Source organism: Bacillus sp. ATD (genome assembly GCF_050585765.1).
In the GTDB taxonomy this organism is placed as follows: Bacteria; Bacillota; Bacilli; order Bacillales; family Bacillaceae; genus Bacillus; species Bacillus stercoris.
Map to the genome: position 1 here is coordinate 200,333 of NZ_JBOBQH010000006.1, position 16,384 is coordinate 216,716.

Genomic DNA, 16,384 nt, shown 5'->3' on the forward strand with positions numbered 1-16,384 from the left:
GGAAATTGGCCCTTCCCGGACTCATATTTGGTTCTGTCGATAAGGTACATTTTGTACATTAATAATCCCTTTTGTTCCCCTTCTTCACATACTCCCAATCACGTTCTACATTTTTCCTCACTCTATGAAGGAGTGCAGAAATGGTTTCCTTTTCCTCATGTGTAAAACCGGACAAAGCGACTTCCGTAGAATGTTCTCCTTCTCTTCTTAACAAGGGATACACCTTTTTCCCTTTCTCAGTCGGAAACAATTTTTTTATTTTTTTATTTTGCTCATCTGGCAGTTTTTGAATAAATCCCTGCATTTCCAGCTTCTTAATGGCCCGCGCGGCCGTTGTCCGGTCCACTTTTATCATTTCCGCCAATTTTTCTTGAATAATTCCCGGATTTTCGTATATGCGTACGAGATAGAGATACTGCCCTCTTGTTAAGTCCAAATCTTTAAATTCGATATTGCTTATGGAATCCAACGCTCTTGCTATCATGCCGATTTCACGCAAAATATCATTCATTCTAAAACCCCTCGCGTATTTTTGTTGTAATTACAACAAAACTGTTTTAACCTTACTATTATAAGACCACATGCATGCTGGACAGTCCAGACTAATATCAGAAAAGGATTGATTTAGATGAGTATAAAAAGAATAACAACTGAAGCGGATTTACATGAAGCTTTAAAGATTAGAAGAGGCGTTTTCATTGAGGAGCAACATGTGTCTGAAGCCGATGAGTTCGATGAATTTGATACGCTTCAGGAACAATGCCAGCATATCTTGGTATATCATGAGAATCAGCCTGTCGGCACCGGACGCGCGCGCATCGTTGGCCATACAGCAAAGCTGGAAAGAATCTGCATCCTAAAACCTTACCGTAAGTACGGATTGGGGAAGATCATCTTAAGCGGGTTAGAGGAAATCATGAAAGAAAAAGGACTGACTTCATATAAGCTGCATGGTCAAACACAAGCGGCAGGCTTTTATCAAAAACTGGGCTACCAGATTTCTTCACAGGAATTTATGGAGGACGGCATCCCTCACGTCTTGATGACAAAAGAAATATCGCGGAATATAACATGAAATATATGTATTACGGAATAGGCATACTCATATTAAGTTTGGGCATTTCCTTAACCATACAATCAGGACTGGGCACATCACCCTTCGATGCCCTTTTGGTTGGTCTGTCAAAAGAAATCGGTCTTACCGTAGGAAGCTGGGAGGTCCTTATTTCTATGATTCTCTTAATCTGCAACGCTATATTAACGAGAAAAAAACCTATTTTGCTGGGCTTGATTACAGCATTCATTACTGGAATAGGCATTGACCTATGGTTGTTTGTTGTAAAAAACACCATCTATCTAAACGCGTTGTTAAGCAAATTGAATTGTTTTGGAATTGGTTTGGTGCTCATCGGTCTTGGAACAGCCATCTATCTTCAGACGAAGTTTGCATCAACGCCCATCGATCATTTGACACTTATTATCCGAGATCTCACCAAAAGAACAATCTTGTTTTCAAGAACATTGGTATACGCTCTTTTCTTAGTATTAGCCATCATCTTTAAAGGCCCTATCGGCATCGGAACCCTATTAACCGTCTGTTTGGGAGGAATGCTCCTTCACGTTTTTATGCCTATTGTGGAAAGACATTTCTTATCAAAGAATAGAAGAGGTTATTAAGAAACCTCTTCTCGATCCAAAAATCGAAACGCAAAACAAGCCCCGTTTCGTTCGTCAATTCTTTATCTCTGGTACTGTTGAGATTTTATAATCAATTAAAATTTATAGTACCAAAAAATCGCAATTTCATTTGCTGTTGGAAAGTTGGAATAAAGCATCGTATCAACCGCACCTATTATAAAGTGATGTTTGGCATAAAAATGACAAGCTGAAATATTAATATCTTGGGTTTCAAGCATAAGACCACAAAAATGATTCTCCTTTGCCCACTCAATCGCTTTATGTAATAATGCTGTTCCAACACCTTTTTTTCTATAGTCTTTTGCCACGGCAATGTCCTCTATTAGTGCATACCCATTCCAGTTAGAACGGATCTTAATCCGGCCAATGCAGTTGTTTTCAAGATAATATAAAAAAGCGGCTTTCCCCTCTTCTTCAACATAACTAACATCCATGTCATCATCTTCAAATTGTTTAAAATAAGGTTTAGAAAATCGTTCCTCAGTATATGTCCAAACACCGTTTTCAAAAGCAGGTATCATTCTCCCAAAAACAACGAAAGGTTCGTTTGGTTTATTAAAATCTTTCATATTCAAATGAGTCATTTTCATGATCATATCAATCTCCGCCAATCGAGAAATATTTAGAAAAATCGTTTCGACACTATTCAATAACAGCTTCCAAAAGTGCACTCTTTAACATTACCTTTTATATAGCGATTTTTCTATTTCACTATCATAATGAGGTATTTCACCAGAGAGGCTTGTGGTACAGTAAAAAGGAACAGAAACAAGAAAAAAGAAGATGATCCCATGCCCACTAATAATAAAACTCGCCCACACCCCTGTTGACTAGTACCCATGGAAATAGGAAGCTTCGCCAAAGCAAAAAAACTTATATTAGTAAGGATGAGAAACAGCTTCTGCCATTGGGGACATCTCTATTGAAGCATCCAAAGGCAACCAAGGATCGCTCTTTGATTTTTCCAAGAAGAAAGTAGAGTGAATAAAGGAGTGATTGAGTATCTTAACAAGAGAAGATATCTTTAAACACGTCAAAGAAAAATACGGTACATCGCCTGATTATCCGTGGGAGAAATACCCAAACTATGCTTCTTTGAGACATGAATCAAACAAAAAATGGTACGGTCTTATCATGAATGTTCACCCGGAAAAATTAGGCTTGGAAGGACATGACGAAATAGATATTCTGAATCTAAAATGTCCCCCTGAAATAAGCGATAGCTTAAGAAATGGGGAAAATATCTTACCCGGATATCATATGGATAAGGAACATTGGATTTCACTTGTTTTGGAACGTATAGATCTAGAAGGAGAAATTTATAACTTAATCGAGCAGAGCTTTCATTTAACCAAGTAAAGATAAAGAGTGTTCCTGCTAATCAAGCTGCGAAGAGTAGTGGGCACTTTCATTTTAGGATATTGTTCTTCACTCTGTCCATAAACGCAACTTAGTCTATCTGGTGCGAGAGTGGGAGAAGAATTTCTACCAACTTCTTATGGAAAAGGATGAATAGTTATGACAAATAACTTAAAACAGAGAAGAATCATTTTAGATTTAGCAGTTACTTTAGATGGTTTTATTGAAGGGAAAAATGGAGAAGTTGATTGGTGCATTATGGAACCTGATATGGGGTTTACTGATTTCTTAAATCAAATTGATACTATTTTATATGGTAGAAAAAGCTACGATTTATGGGGACAATATATTCCAAAAAATGAAGACCCTGATACAGAAAAGGAACTTTGGAAATTGGTTCATAGTAAAAAGAAATATGTTTTTTCCAGAACACAAAATGAGATTGATAATCAAGCCATATTTATAAATGATAATATCCTTGAAGAAGTAAATAAATTGAAGGAAAATCCTGGTAAAGACATCTGGCTATATGGTGGAGCGAGTCTCATTACAACTTTTATAAATTTGGGGCTTGTTGATGAATTTAGATTATCTATTCACCCTGTTGTTTTGGGAGAAGGAAAACCGTTGTTTATTGATGTAAAACAGAGGATAAATTTAAAAATGGTGAATACAAGAACATTTTCCTCTGGCGTTGTGCAAATCGTTTATCATTGGAATGGCTAAAAAAAATCTTTCCCTCCAAAATATACATAGTAAGGTAACACTCGACAGTTATTTTTCTTATTGAACTAAAGAGGAATCCTAAATAATGGGTTCCCCTTAATACTATGGAATTATCAACATCGAATTTTAACAGAGCCCAAAATATCTTTTCCTGTAATAAAAGAAAAGAAGACTGAAAAGGACAAATTAACATAATTAAACATTATAGTATATTTTATTCTCCCTCTTTTAAGTAATAAGTTTTGTATTTATAAAAAAACGAAAGAAGATGATCCCATGCCCACTAACAATAAGCCCAATAGATTAATCGCTGAGAAGTCTACTTATTTTACTTCACATGCTCACAATCCTGTTGACTGGTTCCATGGGGAGAAGAAGCCTTCGAAAAAGCGAAACGCGAAAACAACCCGGTTGTGGTCAGCACTGGTTATTCAACATGCCATTGGAGACAGGTTTATTCATTTTACAAAAAAAGGATCAACCTTGAATTACTTTAACAAGATTGATCCTTTAACTCATTTAGCCATGTCTCCGCGAACGTTTATATACATTCAAGATTACCAGCCAACAAATAACAATGATTCCTGCAAAAAGTATGAGCATATTACTATACAAATAGGTGGAGTGATCAACGTCAATAGGCAGCAGCCTATGATCTAGGAACCCGATAGATAATAAACCGCCTACAATCGCAATACCCGTTCCCTCTGATAAAAAGCTCGTGAAATTAAGCAAACTCATTCCAGCGCCGGCTTCCTTTTCTTTCAAACTGCTAGACACAATAGTAGATATAACTGTTTTTGTGAACGATAGCCCCCCAAAAACAAAAACTACTATAATTGTCATGATCCATGGTGCTGCATCTATAAAAAAGGCACCGATTAAAAAGCCGAAAGAAAGCAATGCACTTCCAATCGTTAGTACATACAAGGAACCTTTCCGATCAACAAGCAATCCTCCAATGTAACCGAAGATGATGACACTCATTGTTCCAGGGAAAATAATGCCGCTTCCAATTGCTGCAGTACTTAAATGGTGAACATCTTTCATCATATAAGGAACCATAGAGACAAATCCTGCTGCTGTACCAAATATTAGTCCTCCGCAAAGGACTCCAATCACGAAAAATATATTTTTCCCTAGATCAGGGTCAACAAAAGGGTCTTGAGCTTTCCTAATATGTTTTACAAATACGAAGAAAGCAAGAATACTGATGATCAGAAAAGAAAGTCTGTAAGATGTTGTAAACAGCATAAAAAACACGATGCCCGCAGACATCAATATAATCCCTGCCATATCAAAGTGTCCTCTGATTCTCTCTTCCTTTTTCAACAGTTTTATAAGGAATGGAACAGTGATAGTTGTTGCAGTTGGAATAAGCAGCAAATACGACCAATGGATATAATGAGCAACCATTCCCCCAATAGCTGGTCCAACACCTTCTCCCATTGCTACTAAGGACCCGATCAAGCCAAATGCTTTCCCCCTGTTCTCTTTTGGAATATAGCGCGCAACTACAACCATTACGAGAGCTGGGAATGCGGCTGCACCAATTCCTTGAATAAATCGGGCTAGAATGAGAATAGGAAAGAACGAGTGTCCAACAAATCCAATGATCGACCCTAAGCCATTTACCATAATCCCAAATAGAAGCAGATTTTTGATGCCCATCTGGTCTGAGAGCTTTCCATATAGAGCTGTTCCAATGGAGAAGGTTAACATAAAGGCAGTATTCACCCAGTTTGCACTCGCTGGCAGTTTATTAAAATCGTTGGAGATATCAGGTAATGAGACGTTCAGAACCATTTCATTTAATACGCTGAAAAATGATAGAACACAAAGCCAAATCAAAACTTGATTGTGCCGTAACGTTGACTGTGAATAAGACGTATTCACAATTTCCCCTCCATTAATGAGGGCAGACGCAGTTTATAGGGCCACTGATACGCTCCCCTCTTTTAATTGTACCCTGTTCATTTTAGTGCACTTCATAATAACTCCCCCTACATTTGATTGATATGATCTTATTATATATAGACTAAGGTTTAAACTTTTACTTTTTTTATGAAAATTTGACCAGATTGCGAAACAAGGAAATACGTTATTCGCATTTATCTCAAGTGGCAAAATGAAACATTAGATTTTCACATTACAATTATCGATAAGCAGTCAGTTATTGTATTTGTTTAGGATAACTGTGGTAACCTGAACATAACCAACTTAAAAGGTGATCCCATGCCAAATAAAAGTAAACCCAATAGATTAATCGCTGAGAAGTCTCCATATTTACTTTAACATGCCCACAACCCCGTTGACTGGTTCCCGTGGGGAGAAGAAGCTTTCGAAAAAGCAAAACGCGAAAACAAACCGGTTCGTCAGCATCGATTATTCGACTTGCCATTCGTGGCCTGGGATAATCAACTCGTGCGGAACCCATTAACAGAAGCCATTTTAAACGATAATACCATGTGTTCTAATAATACAGTTTATCTTTTATGTCATTCATTATCTAAAACCTGTAATCCGTAACCATGCGGTAGCAGGTTTTTTTATTTGCTTGACTTAGAGTTAACTCTAAGTTGTAAACTAACTCTAATCAAAAGAGAGGGATGATGTTTGTTGTATTCCATTAGTAAAGCTGCTGAGAAGACTAGTATTAGCTCGTATACATTAAGATATTACGAAAAGATTGGGTTACTTCCCCCACCAAAACGAAAAAACAGTGGAAGGCGTTTTTATACAGAGACTGATATTCAGTTCATGACATTCCTGAAAAGTTTAAAGGAAACAGGTATGTCTTTGGAGGATATTAATGAGTTTGTCAAAGACGGCTGCATTTTGGAAAAAATCAATTCAGATGTTAAATCAGCACAACTCTCCCCATCTATAAATAAACGTATTGAGATTTTAACCAAGCACTTAGAGAAAATGGAGATTAAAAAAAGGGAGCTGGAAGAAGTAATTTCTACTACAAAAGGAAAACTGGATACATATTATTTAATTTTGAAAGAGGAAGTGGAAAACAAATGAAACATTTAAATATATATCTGATGTTAATTGGCTTCTCTATTTTTACAGGAGCTACTTTTAATCTTGCAAAATATACGGTTGGATATTTTTCTCCATCGTCCTCTGCGGCATGGCGTTTCGGTTTAGCGGCTGCGGTGATGCTCCTCATTTTGATTTTTACTGAAGGTATAAAGAAGAGTCAATTACGGAAAAACGCCGTTTCATACATTGTTCTTGGAATTATAGGAATCTTTGGATTTAATGCCTTGTTTTTTGTTGGTTTAAAATATACATCCCCCGTTAACGGAGCATTAATAATGGGGCTGAATCCTTTATTAACAGCAATTCTCGCTCGAATTATCTTAAAGGACAACATGACAAAAAAACAAGTGCTCGGCATATTCTTTGCATTCATCGGTGTATTGCTAGTCATTACACAAGGTTCTATCGAAACCATTAAAACCTTATCAATTTCAGGCGGAGATTTAATAATCTTTACAGGTAACGTTTGTTGGGCACTTTATGGTGTACTTGGACGGCGGTTTGTAAAAGATGGCACTCCGCTATCTACAACCACTTATACGATGGTTATCGGTGCTGTTAGTTTAATAGTCGTTTCATTATTTACATCTAAACCTGTTTCTTTATCGAACATCCCGATTGGAGTTTGGGGGGCAATTGCCTTTATGGCTTTCTTTACAAGCGTTTTGGGTTACCTATGGTGGAATCAGGGGATTAAGGAGATTGGGGCAGGTAAAACATCTTTATTTTTCAACCTTGTTCCCGTTGTAACGATGATTATTTCATTTGCCGTTGGCACACCGATAAAGGTATTTCAAGTTATTGGGGCCGTGTTAGTTATATTAGGCGTTTTAACTGCTTCAGGGGTAATACGTTTTCCTAAGCACAATACTAGAGAACAGTCAGCTGTATAAAGAAGCAGGGATTATTTTTGAGAAAATGTGTTAAGTTAAATATAAACTAATTACAGAAAGCAGGTGATCCCATGCCAAACAAAAGTAAACCCAATAGATTAATCGCTGAGAAGTCTCCTTATTTACTTCAACATGCTCATAACCCTGTGAATTGGTTCCCTTGGGGAGAAGAAGCCTTCGAAAAAGCAAAACGCGAAAACAAGCCGGTTCTTGTCAGCATCGGTTATTCAACTTGCCATTGGTGCCATGTCATGGCCCACGAAAGCTTTGAAGATGAAGAAATCGCGCGTCTTCTCAATGAACGGTTTGTGGCGATTAAGGTCGACAGGGAAGAACGGCCTGATGTGGATTCTGTTTATATGCGAATCTGCCAGCTGATGACCGGGCAAGGCGGCTGGCCGTTGAATGTATTTATTACGCCTGATCAAAAGCCGTTTTACGCGGGTACATATTTTCCAAAGACGAGTAAATTCAATCGTCCTGGTTTTGTTGATGTACTTGAGCATCTGTCTGAGACGTTTGCGAACGACCGCGAGCATGTCGAGGATATTGCGGAGAACGCCGCTAAACATTTACAGACCAAAACAGCTGCAAAAACTGGTGAGGGCCTTAGCGAGTCAGCAATTCACCGGACATTCCAGCAGCTTGCCAGCGGGTTTGACACGATCTACGGCGGTTTCGGGCAAGCACCGAAATTTCCGATGCCTCATATGCTGATGTATTTGCTGCGTTATTATCACAATACAGGGCAGGAGAACGCTCTATACAACGTGACGAAAACGCTGGACAGCATGGCGAATGGCGGCATTTACGATCATATCGGCTATGGGTTCGCCCGCTATTCAACCGATGACGAGTGGCTCGTTCCCCACTTTGAAAAAATGCTCTACGACAATGCGCTACTGCTGACCGCTTATACCGAAGCCTATCAGGTCACGCAAAATAGCCGCTATAAAGAGATTTGTGAGCAGATCATTACGTTCGTTCAGCGGGAAATGACCCATAAAGACGGAAGCTTTTTCTCCGCTTTAGATGCGGACACAGAAGGTGAAGAAGGAAAGTACTACGTATGGTCAAGAGAAGAAATTCTAAAAACGCTTGGAGACGAACTCGGAACTTTGTATTGCCAAGTGTATGACATCACTGAAGAAGGAAACTTTGAAGGCAAAAATATTCCGAACCTCATTCACACAAAGCGAGAACAAATCCAAGCGGATGCCGGGTTAACTGAAGAAGAGCTCCGCCTCAAGCTTGAGGACGCAAGACAGCGGCTCTTGAAGACACGCGAAGAAAGAACCTATCCGCATGTCGATGATAAAGTGCTGACCTCATGGAACGCGCTGATGATCGCGGGTCTCGCCAAAGCGGCAAAGGTATACGAGGAACCGAAATATCTCAGCTTAGCGCAAGACGCCATTACATTTATTGAAAACCATTTAATCATCGACGGCCGTGTGATGGTCCGGTATCGAGACGGCGAAGTGAAAAACAAAGGCTTTATCGACGATTACGCTTTTCTCCTATGGGCCTATCTCGATCTCTATGAAGCTTCGTTTGATCTTTCTTATTTACAAAAAGCGAAGAAACTGACAGATGATATGATCGGCTTATTTTGGGATGAGGAGCATGGCGGATTCTATTTTTCCGGGCATGATGCAGAAGCCTTAATCGTACGGGAAAAAGAAGTGTACGACGGCGCCGTGCCTTCCGGAAACAGTGTGGCAGCCGTTCAGCTGCTTCGTCTTGGACAAGTCACAGGCGACTTATCCCTGATTGAAAAAGCAGAAACGATGTTTTCCGTGTTCAAGCCGGACATCGACGCGTATCCGAGCGGCCATGCTTTCTTTATGCAAAGTGTGTTAAGGCATCTGATGCCTAAAAAAGAAATCGTGATTTTTGGCAGTGCAGACGATCCAGCCAGAAAACAAATCATAACGAAGCTCCAAAAAGCCTTTAAGCCCAACGACTCCATTCTGGTGGCAGAGCAGCCCGAGCAATGCAAAGACATTGCGCCATTTGCAGCAGACTACCGCATCATAGACGGCAAAACAACCGTGTATATTTGTGAAAACTTTGCCTGCCAGCAGCCGACAACGAATATCGAAGAAGCCATCCAAACGTTAATAAGCAGCAAGGATTAAGACCCTTGCTGCTTACTTTTTGATTTCTTATGGTACCATAAAGCGATCCCCGCAAACACAAGGTTGACCGCAATCGTCAAGAAAGCCTCCCACATTGGGTTCCCCCGCGTAACCGTAAATAGAGAAGGAATTCCTCCATACACACTGTTTTTTTCTGTGATAAACATACACAAAAACATATTATTCGCAGCGTGGGCGCCAAGTGAGATTTCAATACTGCCAGTTTTAATCGTGTAATAGGTCCACACAAAACCAAATGTTAAGTACTCAATTCCTGCCCAAACAGCACCGTTGTTCATTTCTGGATTCGCAAAATGTAATACGCCAAACAATCCCCCGACAATCAATGTCAAGATAAGATGATTTTTCGTCAATCTCCCGAAGGCTTGAAGCAAAAATCCCCTGAAAAACAATTCCTCGGCTGATGTCTGAAACGGAACCAAAATGAGGGCCGCTGCTAGCAGCCAGATAAACCGTGTGGCATCAAAGGCTTGCATTGAATAATTCTCTGGATGAATCGCAAAATCAATCAATTGTACGGCGATCATCAGCAAGAAATAAGCCATAAAACCAAAGGAAATTCTCCGCCAATTCATCTTTGAATTCGGTGTAATCACCGTTCGGAATGGCCGCTTCAAAATAAAGCGCACAGCCAGCCAAACTCCAGGAATGGCGAATAAATAAATCACATGGGACAAATAAAGATCAACGAGAGGATCACTCAGCACAGCTTCATCCAAATCAAACGTGATATCGGGATTCACAATAACCGTGAACAATATAGCGAAAAGGTAAGCTATATTCCCAAATACATATAACCCTACCATCACCAAAAAAGCGAAAAAGTATCTCCACAGCGTATTGTTTCCTTCTATAGGACGGATAAATGAATTCATTCCTTCTATGTCTCTTCCTTTCAATGAGAATATCACTATATATTTGCATAAATTGGTCTATGAATCTACTGTTTTGGAAATCTTTTAAGCAAAATGCACGGAAAAAGTGCGAATTTAGTTCTCCCATCTAGTGATTTGAACTCTGTCGCCAATGAACCAAGATACTTATAATATTCCCAAGAGGGGAATTATCAGTCTTTTCTTACTACTTTAAAAGGGGGTTTTTTATGAATACGATCTTCAATCAGAAGAATGCACATCCTTTCTCAAACGCAGCGAATCGTTTAGACCGCCTTCCGATTTCACGCGTTCATTTCCAAGTGTTAACCGCTCTCGGCATTGTTTATTTCTTTGATCTCGCAGATTTATTTACCCTCAGCAATGTAGCACCGGCACTGATCGAGCATTGGGGCATTCCGCTTTCAACCATTGCCAACGTGACGGCGGCTTCATTTTTAGGCATGTTTTTAGGCGCTTCGCTGGGCGGACGGCTGTCCGATCGAATCGGCCGCAAAAAAGCCTTAAATCTATTTGTCTTTGTTTTCTCAATCGCATCGCTGTGCAATGCCGCGGCATGGGACATTCCATCTTTATTGACATTTCGTTTTCTCACCGGATTTGGCGTCGCAGCAGCCATGGTCATTACGAATAGCTATTTGGCGGAGTTTTTCCCTTCAAGTGTACGTGGAAAATATATTTCTTTTTGTGCCATGATTGGATTGATCGGCGTCCCGATCACCAATATTGTGTCTGCCTTTGTCATTCCCCTCGGTTCATGGGGATGGAGGCTTGTATTTGTATGGGGTGCCGTCGGCCTTATTTATTTTTTCTTCATCCGCCGTCTGGAAGAGTCACCTCGCTGGCATGAAAATCGTGGTGAATATGCGAAGGCTGATGCGATCCTCAATCGAATTGAGACGCAGGTTGAACATGAGAAAGGCCCGCTTCCGGCACCGGCTCAGCCTAAAGAAAACAGTTCTGTTCAACAGCATGCCGGTTACGCAGGATTATTGAAAGGCAGAAACCTCAAAATCACCATTATTTTATCTGCTGTATGGATTTTTGAAACATTTGGGTTTTACGGATTTGCCTCATGGGTTCCAAGCCTGCTAAAAAGCAATGGCGTCACCATGGAAAATACATTGTGGTATAACGTATTGCATTCTGTCGGCGCTCCGCTGGGCGCACTGCTCGGCTCCATGATTTCTGAGAGATTTCAAAGAAAATGGATTTTAGCTGCCAGCGCGTTTCTGACGGCCATCGCCGGGCTCTTATATGGCATGACTTTTATTCCCATCATGATTATTGTGTTTGGTTTTATCGTGAATATCACAGAACGGGTTTTCACCTCAAACTTATACGCCTATACATCTGAACCTTATCCGACTGAATACCGCTCGTCCGGCAGCGGATTAGCCTACGGTCTGGGCCGTTTTTCAAACATTTTCGGCTCATTGCTTGTCGGATTTATTGCCGTTCAGCTCGGCTATGTCAGCGTCTTCTTGTTTATAGGCGGCTGCTGGCTCGCATGCTCCTTGCTGTTAATCTGCTTCGGCCCTAATACCAATGCGAAACAAATTTAAAAAAGTCAGTGCGGAGCTGCCGCACTGATCTCTTTACAATTCCTTCAATATCCTCGCAGGGTTTCCGCCTACAACAGTGTTAGCGGACACATCCTTAGTCACAACAGATCCTGAAGCAATCACCGCATTATCACCAATTGTCACTCCTGGGTTAATCACTGCCCGGCCTCCGATCCAAACTTGATCTCCAATTGTCACAGGCTTACCGAACTCCTTCCCGGACTTTCTTTCAATCGGATCGAGAGGATGGCCGGCCGTGTAGATATGTACACCTGGCGCAATCAAACAATGACGGCCGATACGCACCTCACACACATCTAAAATGACACAGTCAAAATTAACAAATGTGTGATCTCCGATATGAATATGATAGCCATAATCACAGCGAAATGTCGGCAGAATCGTGACTTGTTCACCAACCGAACCGAGCAGCTCCTTCAAAATCTCTGTCCGCACTGCATCATCCTCTGGTGTTTCATTATATTGTCTAATCAGCTGTCTCGCATGCTTGCGTTCTAGTAATAGTTGTTGATCTTCCGGATTGTATAATTCGCCGGCTGCCATTTTTTCTTTTTCTGTCCTCAGCATTCAAGTCACTCCAGATGTTAAATTGTAATTTCAATTAAATTTCCTTCATCATCTTCAATCACACTTTCATAGTAGCCGTCTCCCGTTGTCCTTGGGCCGTTTACTACTGCGAAACCGTCCTTCTTCAATCGAACAGTCAGTTCATCAACCTTCTCCCGGCTTCCTACGGAAAAGGCAATGTGTGCCCAGCCTGTCATTGTTTGTGAAGGCGGATCGGTCACATTCCCTTTTTTCATAATCTCCAGCCTTGCTCCGGAATCAAACGTAATAAAATAAGATTTAAAATCCTTTTTCTCATTATGATACAAATCATTCGCTTTGCCATTAAAATACGTTTCATAAAAAGACTTCATTCGCTCTAAATCATTGACCCAGACCGCTGTATGTTCAATCCGCATGTCTTCTCCTCCTTTACCTTCAATGAAGTTATAACGTATGAAATGCATTTCAGTTCAAGCTTTTTTCTCAAAGTTATGCTGAATTTTGATATCAACGGGTTCATCCTGCAAAAAAAGAGAAAATGCGGCGATGCCAAGCTGCTCAAGATTCAAATCGAGCGATGGAAATCCAAGAACACGGCTGATAGAAGTATTTCCCTCACCTATGATTTCAACATCCCAATTATTCTTCCGGGCAAATAGATGAATTCCAGCTGCCACTTCATCACTGTTTGCATAAATAGCAGTAGGAACCCGTTCGCTCGTATAAAAGTGCTCAGCTGCCCGCTCACCGTCATTCATATCATTACATCCAGACAGCATATGGCGGTCTTCCAGCCTCCCGCAAACAGATTGATAGGCCGCAGCTTTATCAGCCGTGCTTGGGCTCCTGTCGGCTTCTCTGACGCATGTAAAAGCGATATTCTCATGTCCGCGGCTTTTTAGATAGCGAAAGCTTTCTGCATAAGCAGCTTTTCTGTCGTTATACGCACATCGGACATCAATGTCACCGGTTTCCTCACAAGCGATGATTGGCCCATATTCCTGATAAGCTAAAATCTTGTCCCAATGATTGGCGCGGGAAGTAATAATGAGGCCGTCAATTTTCTTTGTTTTTAACAGCTCTAAATATTTGATTTCAATAGCGGGGTTATAATTGGTGGGGAGGAGCGTCGTTGCATACTCATGCTGAAAAGCAGCCTTGGTGATTCCGTTCACGATTTTATCAAAGCAGGGATGATCGCTATAAGGCAGAATCACACCAACCGTATGGGTTTTCCCGCGAATGAGATCGATTGCGGTTCGATTTGGTGTATAATTCAATTCCTTCATGACTTGATGGACAAGCTTTCTCTTTTCTACAGACACATACGGATGATGATTCAATACACGCGAAACAGTTGAAACAGATACATTTGCCAGTCTTGCAATCTCTTTTATATTTGCCATCCTCTTTCTCCTTTTTCATATAAAAAAAGCAGTAAGTGTAAAATCCTTACTGCTATCTCATCATATATTGATGATAAGTTCAACAGGACAATGGTCGGAACCCATGACATCCTTTGATATGCCGGCATCTTCAATCTGTTCCTTAAGGCTTTCAGAAACAACAAAATAATCAATGCGCCAGCCGATATTTCTATCCCGGGCGCCTGCACGATACGACCACCAGGAATAAGCGCCTTCAAGATCAGGATAAACATGACGGAAGGAGTCAACAAAGCCAGCCTCTAATAAACGAGTGAATGCCCCTCTTTCTTGATCTGAAAAACCAGCGTTCTTCCGGTTCGCCTTTGCATTTTTCAAATCAATCTCCTGATGGGCTACATTCAAATCACCGCATAAAATGACTGGTTTTTTCTCATCTAATTCAAGAATATAAGACAACAGAGCCTCTTCCCATTGCATGCGGTAATCGATTCGCTCTAATCCCCTTCTGGAATTGGGCGTGTAAACGGTCATCACAAACACGTTTTCAAATTCCAGCGTAATCACTCTGCCTTCTTGGTCATGCTCTTCTATTCCGATACCGTACATGACACGCAGCGGCTCTTGCTTAGAAAAAACAGCTGTGCCGGAATATCCTTTTTTCACTGCATAATTCCAATACACATGATAGCCCTCAGGCTGGAGATCAACCTGTCCGTCCTGTATCTTTGTTTCCTGAAGACATATGATATCTGCATCCTCTTCTTTCAGATAAGAGAGGAAATCCATTTTTCTCATCACAGCCCGCAGGCCGTTTACATTCCATGAAATCAGCTTCATGTTTCATCCCCCTATAAAAAAGAGCAAGAACCCAAAGGTCCTTGCTCTTTACGTATCAGCTTACTCACCGCTTACGTATGGAAGTAAAGCCATTTGACGTGCGCGTTTGATCGCTGCAGTCAATTTACGTTGGTATTTAGCGTTTGTTCCAGTTACACGACGTGGTAAAATTTTACCGCGCTCAGAAACAAACTTTTTAAGAAGATCTACATCTTTGTAGTCGATGTGCGTGATGCCGTTAGAAGTGAAATAACACACTTTACGGCGTTTCGCACGACCGCCTCTGCGTCCTCCTGCCATTGTCATTTCCCTCCTTTCTTTTTCATTTTAGGCGATAATCACATTAGAATGGAAGATCATCATCCGAGATGTCAATCGGTTTGCCATCGTTGGCAAATGGGTCATCATTAAAGCTGTTCCCCTGATTGCGTCTCTGGTTGTTTTGATTTCCCCCGAATGGATTATCATTTTGGCCTCCGCCAAAGTACTGGCCTCCGCCGCTGTTTCCTTCGTTGTATCCACCTGAACCAGAACCGCCGCCGTTTTTCGGCTCAAGAAATTGAACACTTTCAGCTTGGACCTCTGTCACGAAGACACGCTGTCCTTGCTGGTTTTCATAGTTTCTTGTTTGTAAACGGCCATCTACGCCTGCAAGGCTTCCTTTTTTCAAGAAATTTGCAACGTTTTCGGCTTGTCTTCTCCAAGTGACACAATTAATGAAATCGGCCTCACGTTCTCCGGACTGGTTCGTAAATGTACGATTCACAGCAAGAGTAAACGTAGCAACAGCCGCACCGTTTGGCGTATAACGAAGCTCTGGGTCTTTTGTCAGTCTTCCGACTAATACAACTCGGTTAAGCATAAGAAAGACCACCTTTTACCATTATATATTTCAAAATTGCTTATTCTTCTTCTTTAACAACAATGTGGCGAATGATATCGTCACTGATCTTAGCTAGACGGTCAAATTCTTGAACTGCCGCAGCATCAGCTTGAACGTTTAAGATTTGGTAGAAACCGTCGCGGAAATCGTTGATTTCGTAAGCAAGACGACGTTTACCCCAATCCTTTGTTCCAGTGATCTCCGCACCGTTAGAAGTCAGAACGTTGTTGAAACGCTCGATAACTGCTTTTTTAGACTCATCGTCAATGTTTGGGCGGATAATGTACATAACTTCGTACTTTCTCATCTGTTTGCACCTCCTTTTGGACTAAGCGGCCCATAATGGGCAAGGAGCAATA

The 16,384-nt window shown here is 40.9% G+C and carries 20 protein-coding genes and 2 pseudogenes; 10 read left to right on the forward strand and 12 right to left on the reverse strand.

Features of this window, described 5'->3' with window-relative positions; genetic code table 11:
* Nucleotides 1–58 precede the first annotated feature (58 nt).
* Nucleotides 59–511 (reverse strand): MarR family transcriptional regulator, encoded by a 453-nt coding sequence (locus ACQXR1_RS15360; RefSeq protein WP_040081147.1) that lies wholly within the window; start codon nucleotides 509–511, stop codon nucleotides 59–61.
* 117 nt (nucleotides 512–628) lie between these two features.
* Between ACQXR1_RS15360 and ACQXR1_RS15365 the strand changes: the two genes are divergently transcribed.
* Nucleotides 629–1,075: a GNAT family N-acetyltransferase gene (locus ACQXR1_RS15365; protein WP_103031346.1), complete on the forward strand. Its 447-nt coding sequence runs from the start codon at nucleotides 629–631 to the stop codon at nucleotides 1,073–1,075.
* Nucleotides 1,072–1,677 (forward strand): YczE/YyaS/YitT family protein, encoded by a 606-nt coding sequence (locus ACQXR1_RS15370; RefSeq protein WP_069838294.1) that lies wholly within the window; start codon nucleotides 1,072–1,074, stop codon nucleotides 1,675–1,677. Before ACQXR1_RS15365 ends, ACQXR1_RS15370 begins: the two co-directional genes overlap by 4 nt.
* A 95-nt stretch (nucleotides 1,678–1,772) precedes the next feature.
* On the opposite strand, the gene satA is transcribed toward ACQXR1_RS15370, so the two are convergent.
* Nucleotides 1,773–2,294, reverse strand: coding sequence for a streptothricin N-acetyltransferase SatA (gene satA / locus ACQXR1_RS15375; RefSeq protein WP_069838293.1), 522 nt, complete (start codon nucleotides 2,292–2,294; stop codon nucleotides 1,773–1,775).
* Between the two features lie 406 nt (nucleotides 2,295–2,700).
* Between satA and ACQXR1_RS15380 the strand changes: the two genes are divergently transcribed.
* The 3 genes and pseudogenes from ACQXR1_RS15380 (at nucleotide 2,701) to ACQXR1_RS15390 (ending at nucleotide 4,280) form a co-directional block, all read left to right on the forward strand.
* Nucleotides 2,701–3,057: an MmcQ/YjbR family DNA-binding protein gene (locus ACQXR1_RS15380; RefSeq protein WP_014666127.1), complete on the forward strand. Its 357-nt coding sequence runs from the start codon at nucleotides 2,701–2,703 to the stop codon at nucleotides 3,055–3,057.
* A 159-nt stretch (nucleotides 3,058–3,216) separates the two neighbouring features.
* The gene (locus ACQXR1_RS15385) at nucleotides 3,217–3,783 is read left to right on the forward strand and encodes a dihydrofolate reductase family protein (protein WP_071581818.1); all 567 of its coding nucleotides are present in this window, start codon (nucleotides 3,217–3,219) and stop codon (nucleotides 3,781–3,783) included.
* A 276-nt stretch (nucleotides 3,784–4,059) separates the two neighbouring features.
* Nucleotides 4,060–4,280, forward strand: a pseudogene (locus tag ACQXR1_RS15390) (DUF255 domain-containing protein).
* A gap of 22 nt (nucleotides 4,281–4,302) precedes the next feature.
* Here the strand turns inward: ACQXR1_RS15390 and tet(L) are convergent.
* Both tet(L) and ACQXR1_RS15400 read right to left on the reverse strand, forming a co-directional pair.
* Nucleotides 4,303–5,679 carry a tetracycline efflux MFS transporter Tet(L) gene (gene tet(L) / locus ACQXR1_RS15395; protein ID WP_430772435.1) on the reverse strand — a complete coding sequence of 459 codons (1,377 nt, stop codon included), beginning with the start codon at nucleotides 5,677–5,679 and terminating at the stop codon, nucleotides 4,303–4,305.
* A 33-nt stretch (nucleotides 5,680–5,712) separates the two neighbouring features.
* Entirely contained in the window at nucleotides 5,713–5,775 is a 63-nt protein-coding gene (locus tag ACQXR1_RS15400; RefSeq protein ID WP_350249318.1) for a tetracycline resistance efflux system leader peptide, read from the reverse strand.
* 243 nt (nucleotides 5,776–6,018) lie between these two features.
* Between ACQXR1_RS15400 and ACQXR1_RS15405 the strand changes: the two are divergent.
* The 4 genes and pseudogenes from ACQXR1_RS15405 to ACQXR1_RS15420 form a co-directional block, all read left to right on the forward strand.
* Nucleotides 6,019–6,184: pseudogene (locus ACQXR1_RS15405) on the forward strand (DUF255 domain-containing protein); the annotation flags it as partial.
* Between the two features lie 215 nt (nucleotides 6,185–6,399).
* Nucleotides 6,400–6,813, forward strand: a complete 414-nt coding sequence (locus tag ACQXR1_RS15410) for a MerR family transcriptional regulator (protein WP_429765818.1) — start codon at nucleotides 6,400–6,402, stop codon at nucleotides 6,811–6,813.
* Nucleotides 6,810–7,727, forward strand: coding sequence for a DMT family transporter (locus ACQXR1_RS15415; protein ID WP_430772436.1), 918 nt, complete (start codon nucleotides 6,810–6,812; stop codon nucleotides 7,725–7,727). The genes ACQXR1_RS15410 and ACQXR1_RS15415 overlap by 4 nt, the downstream gene beginning before the upstream one ends.
* A gap of 71 nt (nucleotides 7,728–7,798) precedes the next feature.
* Nucleotides 7,799–9,868: a thioredoxin domain-containing protein gene (locus ACQXR1_RS15420; RefSeq protein WP_430772437.1), complete on the forward strand. Its 2,070-nt coding sequence runs from the start codon at nucleotides 7,799–7,801 to the stop codon at nucleotides 9,866–9,868.
* Here the strand turns inward: ACQXR1_RS15420 and ACQXR1_RS15425 are convergent.
* Nucleotides 9,865–10,764 (reverse strand): lysostaphin resistance A-like protein, encoded by a 900-nt coding sequence (locus tag ACQXR1_RS15425; RefSeq protein ID WP_430772438.1) that lies wholly within the window; start codon nucleotides 10,762–10,764, stop codon nucleotides 9,865–9,867. The genes ACQXR1_RS15420 and ACQXR1_RS15425 overlap by 4 nt on opposite strands.
* Nucleotides 10,765–10,991: 227 nt before the next feature.
* Between ACQXR1_RS15425 and ACQXR1_RS15430 the strand changes: the two genes are divergently transcribed.
* Nucleotides 10,992–12,347 (forward strand): MFS transporter, encoded by a 1,356-nt coding sequence (locus tag ACQXR1_RS15430; RefSeq protein ID WP_430772439.1) that lies wholly within the window; start codon nucleotides 10,992–10,994, stop codon nucleotides 12,345–12,347.
* Between the two features lie 33 nt (nucleotides 12,348–12,380).
* Here the strand turns inward: ACQXR1_RS15430 and ACQXR1_RS15435 are convergent, their stop codons facing one another.
* Genes ACQXR1_RS15435 through rpsF form a run of 7 tightly spaced genes read right to left on the reverse strand, consistent with a single transcriptional unit; the run spans nucleotide 12,381 to nucleotide 16,332 of the window.
* The gene (locus tag ACQXR1_RS15435; protein WP_430772440.1) at nucleotides 12,381–12,935 is read right to left on the reverse strand and encodes a sugar O-acetyltransferase; all 555 of its coding nucleotides are present in this window, start codon (nucleotides 12,933–12,935) and stop codon (nucleotides 12,381–12,383) included.
* 17 nt (nucleotides 12,936–12,952) lie between these two features.
* Nucleotides 12,953–13,333, reverse strand: a complete 381-nt coding sequence (locus ACQXR1_RS15440) for a VOC family protein (protein WP_306289267.1) — start codon at nucleotides 13,331–13,333, stop codon at nucleotides 12,953–12,955.
* 54 nt (nucleotides 13,334–13,387) lie between these two features.
* Nucleotides 13,388–14,323 carry a LacI family DNA-binding transcriptional regulator gene (locus ACQXR1_RS15445; RefSeq protein WP_430772441.1) on the reverse strand — a complete coding sequence of 312 codons (936 nt, stop codon included), beginning with the start codon at nucleotides 14,321–14,323 and terminating at the stop codon, nucleotides 13,388–13,390.
* Nucleotides 14,324–14,383: 60 nt separating this feature from the next.
* A complete protein-coding gene (gene xth / locus ACQXR1_RS15450) occupies nucleotides 14,384–15,142 on the reverse strand; it encodes an exodeoxyribonuclease III (protein WP_418656722.1) in 759 nt (252 codons plus the stop codon).
* Between the two features lie 60 nt (nucleotides 15,143–15,202).
* Entirely contained in the window at nucleotides 15,203–15,442 is a 240-nt protein-coding gene (gene rpsR / locus ACQXR1_RS15455) for a 30S ribosomal protein S18 (RefSeq protein ID WP_003219224.1), read from the reverse strand.
* 43 nt (nucleotides 15,443–15,485) lie between these two features.
* Nucleotides 15,486–16,004: a single-stranded DNA-binding protein SsbA gene (gene ssbA / locus ACQXR1_RS15460; RefSeq protein ID WP_003219228.1), complete on the reverse strand. Its 519-nt coding sequence runs from the start codon at nucleotides 16,002–16,004 to the stop codon at nucleotides 15,486–15,488.
* 40 nt (nucleotides 16,005–16,044) lie between these two features.
* Nucleotides 16,045–16,332: a 30S ribosomal protein S6 gene (gene rpsF, locus ACQXR1_RS15465; protein ID WP_014115888.1), complete on the reverse strand. Its 288-nt coding sequence runs from the start codon at nucleotides 16,330–16,332 to the stop codon at nucleotides 16,045–16,047.
* Between the last annotated feature and the right edge of the window lie 52 nt (nucleotides 16,333–16,384).